Raw genomic sequence first — 17,096 nt, 5'->3', positions numbered from 1 at the left:
TTTAGGTTGGGAGTGTCTAGGCTGATTGTTGCGATCGCCTTCTTCCTATGCGCTCTTAGCCGGGATCGTCGTCAGCGAATGCCACTTTTTGCAACGGCTCCTCGGAAGCATCCACGGTCTTAGCACTGGTTGCAACTTTGCAAACTCCAGATTCGTCACCATTATTGCCAACATCCCCGCTTGGATTGACCCGAATGGGCGATGAAGATTTGGTTCCAGTGTTTATACAGTGAAGTTAGCAACTGAAAAGTGATTTTAATTATGCGTCAGATCCTGGGCACTCTTTCTCTATTGGGGTTTCTACAATGTTTTCCAGCAGTTGTTTCTGCTCAAACACAACCTGCTTCAGACGCCCCATCTGACCCCATCGAACAGGTGATTGCTGCCAAATTAATGACTGCATATCCTGATGGACAGTTTCGTTCAGAACAATTCATCAGTCGTGCAGAACTTGCCTCAATTTTGGTCAAAACTTTTAAACTGGACAAACGAGCGGGTGCCACCAAACAAGAAGTTATTTCAGTTCAAGATGTACCTTCTTCCCACTGGGCATATAACGACATTCAGACAGTTTTAAAAACTGGCATTATGAAGGGATATCGGGGAGATATGTTCTTCCCCAACCAAAAAATCAATCGCGCTGAAGCTTTATCTATCTTTGCCCAAGCTCACGGTGTATTTCAGTTTCCGAATGACACCGTTGCTAAAATTCTTGCGAAGTATCCAGATTCCGGGAATATACCGGATTGGGCTAAAAAATCGATGGCAACTGCACTTTACGAGGGATTTGCTAATCCCGATGAACAAGGCAATCTGAATCCCCTAAATCCGATGACGAGAGGGGATATGGCTTACGCCTTGAGTAAATTTTTGGAGCGACAAGAAGCACCCGCACCGATGTTGGAAGAAGATTTACCTTTGCCAGCGAGCTTACCAATCCAATAAGTTCCGAAAAAGCCGTTTTCTCAAAGAAAGCGGCTTTTTTGCTTTTGAAGAGCGCAAGAAGGCGGCTGGCTTGTTACACTCGATAAGTTTGGAGTGAAAAGTTTGGAGCGATCGCTAACCGATGAACGCCACGCCAAATAATCGAGATATGCGGCGAGATTTTGCCAGCCGCGACGATTTAATTACCTATCTCCGCGAACAATTCCCTACCGTCACCGAACGCGATGACGCGATCGCTACCACCGTAGGAGGACGTAAAGCCGCAGAAGCCTTCTTAAGTCAAGTAGATCCCGCCCGTTACGCCAAAACGCGCAATTCTTTTAGTGGCGCAGTCACGCGCCTTTCACCCTATCTCCGCTACGGCGTCTTGAGCTTGGCAGAAGTGCGGGATGCTGTGCTGGACAAAGTGGAAAACCGAGATGACGCACAAAAACTCATCAACGAACTCGGCTGGCGCGATTACTGGCAGCGTCTCTATGCCAAGCTGGGAAACGACATTTGGGAAGATCAAGAGCCTTACAAGACAGGCTACACAGCCAAAGACTATGCCGAAAAGTTACCGGAAGATGTTGACAAAAGTAGCACCGGCATGGTCTGTATTGACAGTTTTAGCCGCGACTTGCACTCCTCTGGCTACCTGCACAACCACGGGCGAATGTGGCTAGCCGCTTACCTAGTTCACTGGCGGCGGATTCGTTGGCAAGTCGGGGCAAGATGGTTTCTGCAACACTTACTGGATGGCGATCCAGCCAGCAATAATCTCTCCTGGCAGTGGGTTGCCAGCACCTTTAGCCAAAAGCCTTATTTCTTTAACCGGGAGAACTTAGAACGCTATACGGATGGCGTCTATTGCCGCCAATGCCCCCTGTACGGTCATTGTGACTTCGAGGGCAGCTACGATGAACTAGAGAAGCGATTGTTTCCTAAAGCTCAAAGCTTCGATCGAAGTGGCGGTAGCAAGAGTTTTCAGCGCGGGAAGAAGCGTCGGTAGTGCGTGAGTTTTGAGTGCGCGAGTTTTGAGTGCGTGAGCCTTGAATTAATGAAACAGCCGATTATTTGGATGCATGGAGACTGTTTAAGTCTTGGAAATCCCGCATTGCAAGCATACCCTGAAAGCCCCGCGATATGGGTTTGGGACGATGCTTTGATTGAAGAGTGGCAGCTGAGTCTCAAGCGGATTACTTTTATTTATGAGTGTTTGCTAGAACTGCCAGTAACGATTCGACGCGGTGATGTCGCTGCTGAAGTTATCGCTTTTGCCAAGGAACACAATGCTGATGGAGTCGTTACAGCAGAGAGTCCTAGCCCGCGATTTGACCACATTTGCGACAAAATTGAGGAATCGCTTCCTATCGAAGTGTTATCTGTTGAGCCATTTGTAAAATACGACGGATATATTGACCTTAAACGCTTTTCTCGCTACTGGCGCGTTGCCGAACGTTATGTTTTTGATTAGCACTGGGAGACTATTGTGAAGAATACAAGAACTCGGAGTTTGATCGCGATCGCCCTTGTCTCCTCAACTGGCACAGCGGCTTATTCGCGTCCAGCAACGAATATCCAATCGATACCAATGCAGCAACAAGTTGGGGAAGTAGTGTCGCATTTAGTCGGAGTAATGGACACGTCTGCACAAGCGCAAGCCAATCCCAAAACCCCAAATGTGAGAATGACTACCTGCAAAGTCAGCATAGAAAATACTAAAAAAAATCCCAAGGTAGTTTTCCTCTACCAAGAACAAGCGATGTCCCAGAATCTTGCCAAACCCTATCGGCAGAGATTCCTAAAAATTGCCCCCAGTGCTGATAACCAAAGCATAGAATCGCAATCATTTAAACCACCAACACCAGAAGCTTTGATTGGTCTATGTAGCAAACCAGAAGCAAAGCGTGTCATCAAATTAACCGATATTGGTGCTGCTAAATGCAGCGTATTTTTAAAACCTGACGGTGAGAATTACATCGGCGAGACGCCGAAGGCAGGTTGTTCCAGCGACTACAAAGGCGCAGTAAAAGTAACAAATCGAATTGTGTTGAATTCTACTGGAATGGACACATTAGATCGGGCTTTTGATGCCGCTGGTAATCAAGTTTGGGGTTCAAAAGGCGAACCTTATCAGTTTCGGTGGGTTAAGCCAAGCGCGAGTCGGTGAAGCAGTTGCTTGGACGCCAAAGCTTCTTGAAGTTGGTAGCGATCGCAGTGCAGTGGATGAAACTCATGCATCGCGTAAGCTTGCACAGTGCTAACTTGATATTGCCGATACAGTTCAACTGGAAAATTCCCCGTGTTAGCTACTTCTAACGCCAGGTTTTCCCGCTTCGCTAGCTCAACTCTATCCGACAAAGAGGTGCCTGGGATTAAACTCTCGTTATAAGCAAGTACAGGATGAATAGTCGAGGGCATATATAGAGATGAAGTGGCTTGGTGTGATGAAGCGAGCGCCCTAATCTCAATCAGATAAACTCTGCTTATAGACAAAGCAGGCTCCTTTCCCAAATTTCTCTAGGCAAGTCAAGTCACGATGGTATCGCAAAACCCTTTTTTTGTTGGAGGTCGCGTTCCTTTAGAATCCTTTATAGGACGCACCTCTGAAGTCAAAATTGCATTTGATCAGATTTCCAAGTGTGGTCACGCGGCGTTTTATGGCAGCACAGGCATTGGCAAGTCCTCTCTATTACAGTATTTAGCTTCGCCTCAAGCTTGGCAGATGCAAGGACTTAAGCCATCAAAAGCATTTATTGTTTATCTCAACTGTTCCGGGATCTATCCTTTTAAGCCTTCTTTCTTTTGGAGAGAGGTACTTAGCCTATTGAAAGAGCAGGCAGAGGATAATGGCTCCTTACAGACTGCTATTGAGCAGTTGTTGCAAAAGGAAACAGTAGATAAGGGAGATTTACGTCGGGTATTGCGGCAAATTGGGCAGCAGAACCAATTCTTGTTACTGTTGCTAGACGACTATGATGTGGCTCTCTATCCCAACGATCAGTACACAGAAGCGGAGATGCTAACCTTCTTAAGCGAGTTTCGGGATTTGGCAGTTCACAGTCAGGAAGGTCGATACCTGTCAACTATTGTGATGTCATTCCGGCGTTTAAATGAACTGGGGCCTAAACTTCCTCCAGGCGGCTCTCCGTGGTACAACCACTATCTCTTTCTACCACTTAGACCATTTTCTAACAACGAGATTAATTCTCTGTTTGTCCTGCCTATTACACCCACTCTAAGAAAAGGGGTTTTAGAGATTACTGGTGGACATCCTGCTCTGCTTCAAATTGCAGGATATTTGTTGTATGACACTCTTGCTGCTAACAAACACCAGACCTTGAGGCATTTACAAGGGATTTTCAAAGCCGGAGTGAGCAGTTCTTCCATAATGCATGGAAGTGGTCAACTGAGGTAGAACAACTCCTTTTGATGCTGATTGCTCTATGCCCTTTGGAAGGTCGTTTAAATAGAAAAGAACAGTACGCTCTGGTTGATATTGACTTAATTCTCAGCCAGCGGAGTCGAGAGCTGATTGATCTAGAAGAGAGAGGGATGGTTAAGCACACCGTACAGCAAGAAAAAAAGGTCTATTCTTTTGCTTCTTCTATGATGGAGTGGTGGGTGATTCGGGAAATTGAGAACAGCGATAACGTAGAACTTCAGAACCGAGAGAAGGTGTTTCTTAAGCTGATGAGCCGTGAGCAAGCACAGCGAGTTAAAAAGGTGATCCAACAAGTATGGCAGTCTAGAGAAGCAGCCAAGTCATTGATTGAATGGATAGTGGGTACTTTAAAGGCTACTTCTTGAGAAGCAACTTAAAACTGCCTTGAACTTTTGTCAATTTTTGGCTGAGTTTTTTAAATTGAGCGTTCGCAGTAATGCCCTTCTGCTGAGGAAGAATAGAATTCTACAAGGGAGAAGTTGATCGAGAATGGCTACTTCAGAAGATTGGAAGGAGAATCCTTATATTATTGGTCGCCCAATCTACGAACCAGAATACTTCTTTGGGCGGGAGGAGCTTTTCCAGTTTATTCAAGACAATCTCAACAAAAGCGCTAAAGTCATTCTCTTACATGGTCAGCGCCGCATTGGTAAGTCATCTGTACTGTGCCAAATTCCTAACTTTGTCCATCTAGAAAAGTTCGTCTTTGTTTCCCTTTCACTTGAAGGTAAAAGCCAGAAACCACTGAGTGAAGTTCTACACGAACTTGCTAGAGACATTATCGATCACCTAGGATTGCCCAAAGACAAGGCAACTCTGCCTACAAAATCCGAACTGGAAAAACAGTCACAGGTCTTTGCTGATGATTTCTTGCCCCAAATTTATCAGGTTCTCGGCGGTAAGAATCTTGTACTTCTGTTGGATGAATTCGATGTTTTAGGCGACTGTAACCCCGATACAGCGGCTAATCACTTTTTCCCCTATTTACAATCCATCGTTTATCAGCAACCGGAACTGTTTATCATCCCAGTTGTAGGACGGCGACTGACCGATATGCCAACTCTACTGGGTTTGTTTAGGGAAGCACCCAGGCAGGAAATTAGTCTGCTAGACAGGCGCGGTGCAGAACGGCTAATTATCGAACCTGCTAAGGATGTGCTGGAATACAACTCTGAGGTGATCGATGCAATTTTAGAACTCTCAGCCGGGCATCCTTATTTTACGCAAGTAATTTGCTTTGCTCTTTTCGCAAATGCCAGGGAGGAACAGCGTTGGCAGGTGACTCGAGCAGATGTAGAGAGCATTGTAAACAAGGCGATTGAAATTGGTGAAGGTGGACTGGCATGGTTTCGGGATGGGTTGCCTATTCCTGAGCGGGTGTTTTTCTCAGCAGTAGCAGAAGCTCAGCAGGAGCATGTTGCCAGTTCTACAAAAGATGGAACTCCAGAAGGTGGTGTTGTTGAAGGAGAAGCTTTAAACCTGTTAAAGCAGTTTGGAGGAACTTTAGAAGTTGGTGTTGTTGAAGGAGAAGCCTTAAATCTGTTAAAGCAGTTTGGGGTTATCTTAACAGAACCATTGCGTAAAGCAGAGGAGCAATTGCTCGAATGGAATTTTTTACAACACTTAGGGCTTGCCGGAAATCCGCTACCGCTGAAACTTAATACTTACAAAGTAACAGTTGAATTGGTTCGTCGTTGGTTAGTAAAGCGGTACTCCCTACGACGAGAAATATTTGAACTAGAGAACCTTGACCCAGAAGCTCATCGCCTCTACAAACTAGCACCTCTAATGCGTCAGCGAGGTGACACACTAAATGCCATCAAACTCTATAAGCAAGTTTTAACAGCCAATCCTAACCACTTTAGCGCTTTATTCGATTTGGCAGAGGCATACTTAGATGTCCAGGAGTTTGACAAGGCTGTGGAACTTTTCAAGCGAGCTTACAAAGTTGACCCGATACGTACTAAAGAGGGATTTTTACAGTCTCTATTAGTATATGCAAAAAACTTAATACTGCAAGGAAAGTTTGAGTTGGCAAGAGAGCAATTCGCTCAGTCATTACTCCTTCAAAATAATCAGTCTTTGCGGCTTTTAGTTGAAGAGCTACGCCCTAAGTATGTCTCTAAAATAAATGATATTTCCTTTATACAACATTTATATAACGTAGTAAAACTCAACGATGAACAGAAAGTAGTAATTGAAGCACAAATTAATGCTTGGACACAATACCAACGAAATCTAGAAGAATACCGAGACTTTTTACTAAAATTAACTCACCAAGAAAATTCGCTATCGTCATCTACTCGCACTTTATTAGATAATTTACAGGCAACATTAAGACTTAAAGAAGAAGATGTTAGGAAAATTAGGAAGCAATTTATACCACAATTAGAAGCTGCTCTGGAAAATTCTAAGAGCAGCTACCGTCAAGAAGTTAAAAGTTTTGTTAGTGATGGAACTATCTCTCCAATTGGTCGCAGAATTCTGAACGTAATGCGTAATCAGCTAGAATTGCGGCCTGAAGAAGCTAACGAGATTGAACGGGAAATTCTAAAACCTTATGAAGATAATAGACGAAAACTTTGGGAGTATTCCGAAGCGTTTAATGAATCAATAAAGTATGAATCCCTATTCAATAAATCTAGCCGCAAAGAGTTAAAAAAACTCCAAAGAGTTCTCCGTCTCACAGACAAAGAGATATTCATAATTGAAGCAACAGCAGAGATTAAATTATTACTGAATCAACTGTCTGAGGAATACTCTGCTCAGAGCGCAGATGACCGACTGTTGCTTCTATCTCAGGAAATTCAGCAGAATTCTACCCTCAAAGGTAAGCTGCTCAGAGTAATAAAACTAGGTGGTATGGAAACACTGAAAGCAATATTGAATCACTCGCTTGCAGGTATTTCCAGTGAAACAATTCAAAGCTGGCTCGAAGCTGAAGAAGACTGATGATAATCAGGCACTCTCAACCTCCTTAAGTTATTTGTCAATAATAAATAGGAAACTATGATAGCGATCGCATCTCCTAAACCGAGACTAAAGACGCGATCGCTCTTGATAAGCTTGAAGCTTCATCTAGTTGCGATTTTGGCTCAAAATTTTAAAATGCGATCGCTGCTGAGTTCAACGCCCATTGTCCTGGCAGCAATGCACACTTTCTGACTTTGAGATTAAGCGGCAGCGGAGAGGTCAGCCACTACTGTTACCCGTCCTTTGAGGACAGAACGCAGCAGTCTGTTGACGCAACCTCTTTCTTCCTCATCCAAGGACTCATCCAGAGCGGCTGCCATCAGTCCATAACGGTCAGCCAGAGTCAGAATACCAGTTTCGCTAACAGAGGCTAGGATTTCAGAGATAGCACCGGGGAGCAGTTGGATTTGGGGAAGCATGGTTGTTGGGCGTCAACTCTACGATATTTAATATCTCACTCCTTTGCGTCTCGCCGAGCGATCGCTTAGATGAGTAACGTGTGAAAATTCTCAGCCTTTCGAGTGATCTGAATTACATAGGCACTCAACCCACAAGCGGCTCAAGCGCGATCGCATCCCTCAACCAGCTACGCGATCGCATTCTCTCAGCTTCTTTCCAAAAAAATAAAACCGATGGACAAACAAGAAAGCAACTTCACCGGCTGCACGCATATCAGCTATGAAAAAATACCGGAAAGCTGGAATAATTGGAATTTGACAGAATCAGATTATCGCATTTTCAAGAAAACGAATTGGGCCGTAACTGAAAAGATTCACGGGGCGAATTTCTGTATAATCGCAGACGGCTCAGACGTTCGCTTTGCCAAGAGAAAAGAATTATTGCAGCCAGACGAAGACTTTTTTGGATATCAAACGCTTAGATATAAATTAGCCCAACAAGCCAAAGATATATTCAAAATTATCCAGTTGGAACGTCCGCAAACGTTTAGAGTTTCTGTGTATGGGGAATTGTTTGGCGGAGAATATCCCCATCCTGACGTAGTGACTGTTCCTAGTGTTCAGGCTGTCCAAACAGGAATCTATTATTCACCTAAAATTGAGTTTTGTGCTTTTGATATTGCTGTTGAAGAGAATAGCAAAGCTGCCCAACGGGATTATATAGATTATGACGAAGCTCTAAAATTATTTCAGCAAGTAGAAATGCTGGCTGCCAAACCGCTATTTATTGGAAAATACGAACAAGCGCTTGCACAGAAGATAGAGTTTGATTCTACCATTCCTGCCTTATTAGGTTTACCCAAATTGCCGTTTAGCAATCAGGCGGAAGGGATTGTCATTAAACCTGTAAAGTCGATCTATATAGATACTTCCAAGGGAAGAATTAGGCCGGTTTTGAAGAGAAAAATTCCAAAATTCGCTGAAGAGAGCCGATTCCATCAGGCAGAAAAGTGGGGCGACCAAAAATTAGCAACATCTTCTCACTATTTGAGTGATGAAAAATGGCTCCATGAGGCGATGCTTGCATTGGTTACAGAAAATAGATTGATGAATACTCTATCAAAAGTAGGCCGGGTTTCTGGTAAAGACCCAAAAGCAATAGACAAAGTTTTTCAATTATTTGTGAATGATGTAATAGAAACATTTAACGAATCTTACGAAAGCATTTTTAAAACCTTACCTGAGAAAAGTCAACAGACTTTAATCGAACAATTGGAGCAGGAATCTAAAAAATTGATGAATAATTACTTCAAGAAATAATATTTAGGAACAGGTGTAGGGTGAGCAGCGGCTAACTAAATACTCGATCTGAAACGAAGAGTGCGAACTGACTTTTTCTGCGCTAGGCTAACGCCTCGCTTCGCATGAGCGCGATCGCACTCTAGTCTTCAATGACTACCCTGGAATTAGAGTTCCCACCTTTTGACATGAAATCGATACGTTTCTTGCTGCTGCTGCTCATCCTGACTACAGTAGCCGCCTGTGACTCGACTCAGGCCTCTCTCGACCCCCAGACAACTCAACCAACCGAACAGCCGACAGAAACTCCGGCACAGCCGAACCAACAGCTTTCCCAAGCGACGCAAACCAACAACGTGGTGCGAACCGAACCACTCACACCCCAACCGATTCGCATCACCCTCGATAACTTACCTAAACCCTACGCCAGCGACAGTGCCTCCAACTCGCCCAACGTGGTGCCTATCCCGCAAAACCCCACCCTGCGCGTCCCGGCTGGTTTCGTCGTCAACGTTTTTGCCGATGGATTAGATGCACCCCGCTGGCTGGCACTCACCCCGAACGGTGACGTGTTAGTGACCGAAACGCGACAAAACCAGATTCGCTTGCTGCGCGACACTAACGGCGATGGCGTCGCTGATGTCCGCCAAACCTTTGCCAGTTCCCAAAATGGGGTAAATATCCCCTTTGGCATGACTTTTGCGGGCCGATACTTCTTCCTCGGCAACACAGGCGAAGTCCGGCGGTATCCCTACACGCAAGGACAACAACAACTCACCGGAACCGGCGAAAAAATCGCTAACTTAACCCCCGGCGGCTACAACCAGCACTGGACGCGCAACGTCGTTGCCTCACCCGATGGGCAAAAGCTCTACGTCTCAGTTGGGTCGGCATCCAACGCTTCAGAAGAACCCATCCCCCGCGCCTCTGTACAGGTGATGAACCTAGACGGTTCCAACCAGCAAACTTTTGCTTACGGTTTACGCAACCCAGTCGGACTCGACTTTCACCCCACCACTGGCGAACTGTATACCGCCGTGAACGAACGAGACGGACTGGGCGACGACCTGGTACCCGACTATCTAACCCGCATCCAACAGGGAGAATTCTATGGCTGGCCTTACGCCTACCTGGCACCAAATCTCCTTGACCCGCGTCATCTGGTCAACGGAAAAAGCAAACGTCCCGACCTGGTAGCGAAAACAAAGACGCCCGACGTTCTTTTCCAAGCCCACTCGGCTGCTTTGGGATTGCAGTTTTATGACGGTAATACCTTTCCAGAAAAATATCGCAATGGCGCTTTTGTCGCCTTTCGCGGTTCCTGGAACCGTAACCAAGGCACCGGCTACAAAATTGTCTTTGCCCCCTTCTCTAACGGGCGTCCTCAGGGCTACTATGAAGACTTTCTCACTGGGTTCCTGCTTGACCCCTCTGTCCCAACCACCTGGGGGCGTCCGGTGGGGTTACTCGTGCTACCCGATGGGAGTTTGCTGCTGACGGAAGAAGCCAATAACCGGATTTACCGCATCCAGTATCGTGGCTCTTAAGTAGTTGTTAATCGCGGCTCAAAGAACTGCCCCATGCGCCCAAAACTCGTTAATCAATTTGCTGTCCTTAAGCCCGCCTTCGCGGGCTTGGTTTGTTTAGCTGCGACTTCAGCCGTCGGAGTGTTAACGCTTGGCTTACCAACCCCAGCCCAAGCGGCAAACTCCAAAGACTTGCAGAAGTTACTGACGCTGAAAACTTGCCCTGGATGTGACCTAAAAGATGCCCAACTCAGGGGGATTAATCTCAGAAACGCCGACTTGAAGAATGCCCAGCTTGACGGTGCGGATTTAACGGCGGCTGACCTTTCGGGCGCTAAGCTAGAGGGTGCCCAGCTCAACGGTGCCAAACTAACTGCCGCTAATTTGGAAAAGGCGAACTTGAGACAGGCAAAATTGGTGGCTGCAAATAAAATTGTTGCTGATTTAACAGACGCTAAATTGCGGGGGGCAAACTTATATGCAGCGAACCTCACGGGCGCTAAGCTAGAGCGTGCCCAGCTAGCCCAAACTCAACTGAATTTTGCTCAGTTAGTCGGTGCAAATCTCGGACAAGCGAATTTGATCGAAGCGAATCTTTCGGGTGCCAATTTAGGCGGGGCAAACCTAAAAGATGCTCAGATGCAAATTGTTAACTTAGCCGGTGCCAATCTTACAGGTGCCAAGTTGAATAATGCCCAGTTAGAGACTGCCAATATGGATAGTGTCAACTTGAGCAATGCTGATTTGAGTCAGGCTTCTTTGAATAATGCTGACTTGAATGGGGGAATTCTCACGGGTGCCAATCTGCAAAAAGGATCGCTGACAGCAGCGAATTTTCAAAGTGCTACGCTCACAAATGCCAATTTGACGGGTGCCAATTTGACGGGTGCTGGTTTCAATCGTGCCAATTTGACGGGTGCTAAATTCAACGATGCTGATTTAACCAATGCCAAATTGCCGCTTGCCAACCTCACCAACGCTAATTTAGCGGGTGCTAACCTCCAGGATGCTTATCTGGATAGTACCAATCTCAACGGTGCTAATCTCAGCGGTGTAAACTTGCGCGGGGCGAATTTGCGGTCTGCCAATTTAAGCGGTGCGTCGATGATGGGTACCAACCTAGAAAGTGCCAATCTGACGAATGCTATTTTGACAGGAGCCAATTTGAGTTACACCAATTTCAGCAGTGCCGATCTCCGGGGTGCCAATTTAGGAAATACTAATCTGAGTTATGCCAACTTGACTCAAACAGATTTGGGTCAAGCTAGCTTAGCGAATGCCAACCTGACGGGTGCCAACTGGAAGGATGCTAAGCTCAAAGGTGTCATTGGATTGAATGGATATTGAGCGATCGCATTCTATCCCCATTGACTCTTTTGTTCTGATTTTGTGCATTCTATAGCGCGATCGCGCATGGCTACCCAGAGGGCGTCTTGGCAGTTCAATCGATACTCATCTCCTCCGTTGGCTAGCCTCCCATGAAACCAGGAATCCTCGCTGTAGCCCTGTTGATGCCTGTCTGCTTTGCAGTGCCGGTCAAAGCAGAGAATCCAGAACACGTTCAGAGATTATTAATTTATAAAGAATGCCAATTTTGTGACTTGAGCAATGTGAACTTAACTGGGTATGACCTCAGCGGTGCCAACTTGAAGGGTGCCAATCTACTCAATGCCAATCTCACCAGTGTCGTGCTAGCTGGAGCCGATCTTACAGCAGCCACCTTGGAAAAGGCGAATTTGAACAATGCGGTTCTTAATGGCGCGAACCTCAGCGGTACGAAGATGCGGTTTGCGAACTTGCAGTATGCGAGTCTACAAGGAGTCAAAGCGAAGGAAGCATTTGACGTGACAGGTGCCGATCTCACCGGGACAATTATGCCTTCCGGTCTAGTTTACAAGCCGCTTGCTGAGGGTCAAAAGAAACCGGCACCTGAGACCGGGAAACCCCTCAACCAAGACCGAAGCGACCCGATAAACCCGTAAAATCAATAAGCTTTTTAGTATAATACCCACACAGTAGAGAGGGGAACCAGCTCCAAAGCCCTAATAGGAGTTGGAACAAATGTGATAGTATCCCTTTGCTTTCCTGTTACACGCAGTCCTCTTCTGTCCCTGAATTTTGCCCCATGCAACTGCGAAATCCCCAGCGCCGGACAAAAATTGTCGCAACGATTGGCCCTGCTACCAGTAGCCCAGAGGTCTTACGCGCTTTAATTGAAGCGGGTGCGACGACCCTGCGCCTCAACTTTTCTCATGGAACTCATGAAGACCATCAGCGGAGCATTCGCTTGATCCGCCAGATGGCTTTTGAACTGAATCAGCCGGTGGGCATTTTGCAAGATTTGCAAGGCCCGAAAATTCGTTTGGGACGGTTTGAAACGGGGTCTATCGTCCTGAATAAGGGCGATCGCTTCATCCTAACCAGTCACCCTGTCCCAGGCACCCAAGAAATTAGCTCTGTCACCTACGAACCTCTAGCAGATGAAGTTCCAAACGGGGCAACGATTCTCTTGGATGATGGCAAAGTGGAAATGCGGGTCGAGCAGGTAGACCGCACGGCGCGGGAATTGCACTGTCGCGTTGTCGTCGGCGGCCCACTTTCTAACAACAAAGGAGTGAATTTCCCCGGCGTCTATCTGTCAATTAAGGCGCTAACTGACAAAGACCGTAAAGACTTGATGTTTGGTCTTGACCAAGGGGTTGACTGGGTAGCGCTGAGCTTTGTCCGCAACCCCCAGGATGTGCTGGAAATTAAAGAGCTGATTTCTAGTGCTGGTAAGCAAGTGCCGGTGGTTGTCAAGATTGAAAAGCACGAAGCCATCGACCAAATGGAAGCGATTCTCTCGCTCAGCGATGGTGTCATGGTAGCTCGTGGTGACTTGGGCGTAGAATTGCCTGCGGAGGATGTCCCAATTCTGCAAAAGCGGCTGATTGCCACGGCAAATCAACTGGGGATTCCGGTGATTACGGCAACTCAGATGTTGGACAGCATGGTGAACAATCCCCGTCCCACCCGTGCTGAAATTTCCGATGTCGCCAATGCGATTTTGGACGGAACCGACGCCGTGATGCTCTCCAACGAGACAGCGGTGGGTAAATACGCCGTCGAAGCGGTGGAGACGATGGCGCGGATTGCCGTGCGGATTGAGCAAGAACAAATCGCCCGGAACGTCCGGGGCACCACTCGCTCGATCACGAATGCGATTAGTCAGGCGGTTGGTCAAATTTCTGAGCAGCTAGGGGCAGCTGCGATTATGTCGTTGACTAAAAGTGGTGCCACTGCCCGAAATGTTTCTAAGTTTCGACCTTCAACGCCCGTTCTGGCAGTGACTCCCCATGTAGACGTGGCGCGGCAGTTGCAGATGGTGTGGGGCGTGAAGCCGCTTCTAGTGCTGGATTTGCCTTCTGCGGGTCAGACGTTCCAAGCGGCAATCAATGTGGCGCTGGAGAAACAGCTGCTGGCTGAAGGAGATTTGGTGGTAATGACTGCCGGGACGCTCCAAGGTATCTCTGGTTCAACCGACCTGATTAAAGTTGAGGTGGTGACATCCATTCTTGGCAAGGGAATTGGGATTGGTCAGGGATCGGTGAGCGGTCGAGCGCGAGTGGCTCGTACTGCTAGAGAGGTGGGAAATTTCAATCATGGGGAAATTTTGGTAGTACCGGGCACAAATGCCGATTATGTGGAAGCAATTCGCAAGGCATCTGGGATTATTACTGAGGATGAAAGCCTAACCAGTCATGCGGCTGTGATTGGCTTACGCCTTGGGGTGCCGGTGATTGTGGGCGTCAAGAAGGCGACGGAAATGATTCGGGATGGGGCGATTTTGACCCTAGATATGCAACGGGGTCTGGTTTACTCTGGGGCGATGGCAGGGACTTCTCAGACGACTCCAGCACTGCCAGTTTAAGTGCGATCGCGTCTGTTTATCTCTCATAAGCGATCGCGCTTTCCCCCAAACCTTCACAATGAGGTAAAGAAAGCAAGGATTTAATTTTTACTGCACGAGACAACAAAAAACATAACCTCCAGCCCCCTTCGCATCTCTCTTCCTGCTCCTAATCGGAGCGGGAAGAAGAAATTTTTTATCTGGAAGGGATCTTTCTCCCCTTTCCTCGCAGGGGAGGGGTTGGGGGAGAGGTTCCCGATTCAGCATGGATCATCTCAACTTTTTCACCGACTATCTAATTGCCAGCCTGCGCCTCTCAGTACCATTAGCCTTTGCTGCCCTTGGCGGACTTTTTTCCGAACGATCGGGAGTGCTAAATATTGGACTAGAAGGAATGTTACTCTCCGGGGCATTTGCGAGTGCAGCAGGAGCATTTTTTACCGGCAATGTTTGGCTGGGAATGCTGTTAGCAATCGTCATCGGGGGATTGGTTGGACTGCTTCATGCCTATCTGTGCGTTAGCTTGCGTGTCGATCAATTAGTATCTGGACTTGCCATCAATCTTACAGCAGCAGGATTAACTTCTTTCTGGTCGCGTGTCTTATTTAATAGCGGTCAGGCGCAGCAGCTACCAGGCATTCAAATCATCGGCATTCCCGGATTAAAAAATATTCCAGTTATCGGTAATCTCTTGTTTAATCAAGACCCCTTAATTTACTTATTATTTCTGTTAGTTCCCCTGAGTACATACCTGCTATTTCGTACAAGTTTAGGCTTATCTTTACGTGCCGTTGGAGAATATCCCCGTGCTGCGGATACGGCTGGCGTTTCTGTCACTAAGGTACGCTATGTTGCAGTCACTCTCAGCGGCTGTCTCGCCGGTTTAGGAGGAGCTTATCTAACATTAGTTCACGTCAGATTCTTTGTAGAGGATATGAGTGCAGGAAGAGGTTTTATCGCCCTTGCAGCTTTGATTTTTGGCAGATGGCATCCCATCAGTACGGCTTTAGCTTGCTTGTTATTCGGTGCTACAGAAGCTTTGCAACTGCGAATTCAAGCCTTTAATCTGAATATTCCCTATCAATTTTTAGTAATGTTGCCTTATGTCATTGCGCTATTGGCGCTAGTGGGATTAGCTGGCAAATCAACCCCTCCCGCCGCCCTCGGTATTCCTTACATTCCCGAAAGTCGCGAACAATGAGTCGATATCAGTTAATTATTTTTGACTTTGATGGCACTTTAGCAATTACGCATCCAGCTATCATATCCTGCGTTATTAAAACCTTCCAAACATTTAACATTGACCCGCCAGATGAGGAACAGATTCGCTCAGTCATTGGCGTTACGCTTGCCGAGGCTTTCCCGATTTTCCATCCAGCGATCGCGCCCGAAGAAATTCCTACATGGATTCAAACTTACAGACACTTTTACCAAACAGAAGGTTTATTAAAAATCAATTTATTTTCGGGAGTGAAGCAAGTGATTCAAGCTGCATCCTCCGAGGGTTTGAACTTAGCAATTGTTAGCGTCAAACACACTAAGTTTTTAAAGCTTGCTGTAGAAAAGCTAAAAATTAATACTGACTTCGATCTGGTTATTGGCGATGACGGACAAACGCCAACCAAACCGGATGCAAGATTATTCCACTCAGTCATCCAGCCAATTTATCCAGACATCCAAAGTAACGAAGTTTTAGTATTTGGCGACAGTCATGTAGACTTAATGTTTGCTAAAAATGCTGGATTAGATGCTTGTTGGGCTACTTATGGCTATGGCGATCGCGCAAAATGTTTAGCACTCAACCCAACTTTTGTTGTTAACGAGATTTCCCAACTGATTTCAATCATCAAATCCTAAGCGCAAATCGCTACTTTGTCCCGTACAAGCGATCGCCTGCATCCCCAAGTCCTGGGACAATATAACCGTGTTCATCTAATTTTTCGTCAATCGCCGCCGTATAAATAGGCACGTCCGGGTGTTCGCGGCGTAAGTGTGCAATCCCCTCTGGTGCTGCCAGCAAGCACAAAAACTTGATTGACATCGGGCTAACTTCCTTAATTCTGTCAATCGCCGCGACGGCTGAATTTCCGGTTGCCAACATGGGATCGACAACTAAAATATCTCGCTGTTCAATATCATTCGGAACCTTGAAATAATACTCGATCGCTACATGAGTAGTCGGATCGCGATATAAACCAATATGCCCAACTCTTGCGGAAGGAATCAGTTCCAAAATTCCATCTAAAATCCCCTGTCCTGCCCGCATAATTGAGACAATTACCATCTTCTTTTCAGCAGCCAGCATCGGTGCCAACATCGGGGCAATAGGCGTCTTAATTTCTTCATATTTTAGCGGTAAATCTCGCGTCACCTCGTAAGCTAACAACATCCCGATTTCTTTGAGGAGATTGCGAAATTTTCCTGTGCTAGTTTCCGTTTTGCGCATCAGGGTTAATTTATGTTGGATCAAGGGATGTTCGATTACAGTGACTTCAGCATTCATTAATAAATTCCTCTCGAAAGATGCACAAAGACAAAGCCTACCTACGCAGGCTTAAAAAATAAGCAAAAATTCCTTTTCACTTGAGTGCAATATATAAAAGAACCTCACCCCCAACCCCTCTCCGTTCACGGAGAGG

19 protein-coding genes are annotated in these 17,096 nt (G+C 46.4%); 16 read left to right on the top strand and 3 right to left on the bottom strand.

The genetic code is table 11. The features are described from left to right. Nucleotides 1-28 precede the first annotated feature (28 nt). The 5 genes from NC997_RS15105 to NC997_RS15085 all read left to right on the top strand — a co-directional run bounded on the left by NC997_RS15105 (nt 29) and on the right by NC997_RS15085 (nt 3,097). Nucleotides 29-205: a hypothetical protein gene (locus tag NC997_RS15105; RefSeq protein WP_190436328.1), complete on the top strand. Its 177-nt coding sequence runs from the start codon at nt 29-31 to the stop codon at nt 203-205. Nucleotides 206-261: 56 nt separating this feature from the next. Beyond that, complete coding sequence (locus NC997_RS15100) at nt 262-945, top strand: S-layer homology domain-containing protein (protein WP_190526876.1); 684 nt, start codon at nt 262-264, stop codon at nt 943-945. Nucleotides 946-1,093: 148 nt separating this feature from the next. Beyond that, complete coding sequence (locus tag NC997_RS15095) at nt 1,094-1,936, top strand: FAD-binding domain-containing protein (protein ID WP_190436622.1); 843 nt, start codon at nt 1,094-1,096, stop codon at nt 1,934-1,936. Between the two features lie 48 nt (nt 1,937-1,984). After that, a complete protein-coding gene (locus NC997_RS15090) occupies nt 1,985-2,401 on the top strand; it encodes a hypothetical protein (RefSeq protein ID WP_190411456.1) in 417 nt (138 codons plus the stop codon). A 15-nt stretch (nt 2,402-2,416) separates the two neighbouring features. Then, the gene (locus NC997_RS15085) at nt 2,417-3,097 is read left to right on the top strand and encodes a chromophore lyase CpcT/CpeT (RefSeq protein WP_199306147.1); all 681 of its coding nucleotides are present in this window, start codon (nt 2,417-2,419) and stop codon (nt 3,095-3,097) included. Here NC997_RS15085 and NC997_RS15080 read toward each other — a convergent pair. Then, nucleotides 3,061-3,423, bottom strand: a complete 363-nt coding sequence (locus NC997_RS15080) for a hypothetical protein (RefSeq protein ID WP_190526874.1) — start codon at nt 3,421-3,423, stop codon at nt 3,061-3,063. The two genes, NC997_RS15085 and NC997_RS15080, sit on opposite strands and share 37 nt — an antisense overlap. Before the next feature lie 43 nt (nt 3,424-3,466). On the opposite strand from NC997_RS15080, the gene NC997_RS15075 reads away from it, so the two are divergent. From NC997_RS15075 to NC997_RS15060, 4 genes are all read left to right on the top strand, one after another. Continuing rightward, entirely contained in the window at nt 3,467-4,345 is an 879-nt protein-coding gene (locus NC997_RS15075) for an AAA family ATPase (RefSeq protein ID WP_199306146.1), read from the top strand. A 14-nt stretch (nt 4,346-4,359) separates the two neighbouring features. Continuing rightward, complete coding sequence (locus tag NC997_RS15070) at nt 4,360-4,737, top strand: hypothetical protein (RefSeq protein WP_199306145.1); 378 nt, start codon at nt 4,360-4,362, stop codon at nt 4,735-4,737. Nucleotides 4,738-5,167: 430 nt separating this feature from the next. Beyond that, nucleotides 5,168-7,324 (top strand): tetratricopeptide repeat protein, encoded by a 2,157-nt coding sequence (locus tag NC997_RS15065; protein WP_347276093.1) that lies wholly within the window; start codon nt 5,168-5,170, stop codon nt 7,322-7,324. Nucleotides 7,325-7,381: 57 nt separating this feature from the next. Beyond that, nucleotides 7,382-7,537, top strand: a complete 156-nt coding sequence (locus tag NC997_RS15060; protein WP_190526870.1) for a hypothetical protein — start codon at nt 7,382-7,384, stop codon at nt 7,535-7,537. An 8-nt stretch (nt 7,538-7,545) separates the two neighbouring features. On the opposite strand, the gene NC997_RS15055 is transcribed toward NC997_RS15060, so the two are convergent. Next, nucleotides 7,546-7,764, bottom strand: coding sequence for a hypothetical protein (locus tag NC997_RS15055; RefSeq protein WP_190411451.1), 219 nt, complete (start codon nt 7,762-7,764; stop codon nt 7,546-7,548). A 213-nt stretch (nt 7,765-7,977) separates the two neighbouring features. Between NC997_RS15055 and NC997_RS15050 the strand changes: the two genes are divergently transcribed. From NC997_RS15050 to NC997_RS15020, 7 genes are all read left to right on the top strand, one after another. Then, nucleotides 7,978-9,063 (top strand): RNA ligase family protein, encoded by a 1,086-nt coding sequence (locus tag NC997_RS15050; protein ID WP_190526868.1) that lies wholly within the window; start codon nt 7,978-7,980, stop codon nt 9,061-9,063. 167 nt (nt 9,064-9,230) lie between these two features. Beyond that, nucleotides 9,231-10,589 (top strand): sorbosone dehydrogenase family protein, encoded by a 1,359-nt coding sequence (locus tag NC997_RS15045; protein WP_190526866.1) that lies wholly within the window; start codon nt 9,231-9,233, stop codon nt 10,587-10,589. 33 nt (nt 10,590-10,622) lie between these two features. Continuing rightward, the gene (locus tag NC997_RS15040) at nt 10,623-11,915 is read left to right on the top strand and encodes a pentapeptide repeat-containing protein (RefSeq protein ID WP_190526864.1); all 1,293 of its coding nucleotides are present in this window, start codon (nt 10,623-10,625) and stop codon (nt 11,913-11,915) included. 131 nt (nt 11,916-12,046) lie between these two features. Further along, complete coding sequence (locus NC997_RS15035) at nt 12,047-12,550, top strand: pentapeptide repeat-containing protein (protein WP_190526862.1); 504 nt, start codon at nt 12,047-12,049, stop codon at nt 12,548-12,550. 143 nt (nt 12,551-12,693) lie between these two features. Continuing rightward, a complete protein-coding gene (pyk, locus tag NC997_RS15030) occupies nt 12,694-14,478 on the top strand; it encodes a pyruvate kinase (protein WP_190411446.1) in 1,785 nt (594 codons plus the stop codon). 244 nt (nt 14,479-14,722) lie between these two features. Then, nucleotides 14,723-15,658, top strand: a complete 936-nt coding sequence (locus tag NC997_RS15025) for an ABC transporter permease (RefSeq protein WP_190526861.1) — start codon at nt 14,723-14,725, stop codon at nt 15,656-15,658. After that, nucleotides 15,655-16,314, top strand: coding sequence for an HAD family hydrolase (locus NC997_RS15020; RefSeq protein ID WP_190526859.1), 660 nt, complete (start codon nt 15,655-15,657; stop codon nt 16,312-16,314). The genes NC997_RS15025 and NC997_RS15020 overlap by 4 nt, the downstream gene beginning before the upstream one ends. Before the next feature lie 10 nt (nt 16,315-16,324). On the opposite strand, the gene upp is transcribed toward NC997_RS15020, so the two are convergent. Continuing rightward, complete coding sequence (gene upp, locus NC997_RS15015; RefSeq protein ID WP_190426659.1) at nt 16,325-16,960, bottom strand: uracil phosphoribosyltransferase; 636 nt, start codon at nt 16,958-16,960, stop codon at nt 16,325-16,327. Nucleotides 16,961-17,096: the final 136 nt, after the last annotated feature.

The sequence above is a fragment of the Trichocoleus sp. DQ-A2 genome (assembly GCF_039961915.1).
GTDB lineage: Bacteria > Cyanobacteriota > Cyanobacteriia > Cyanobacteriales > FACHB-T130 > FACHB-T130.
Note: the sequence above shows the minus strand (reverse complement) of the source record. Positions and strands in the feature narration are given on the sequence as shown.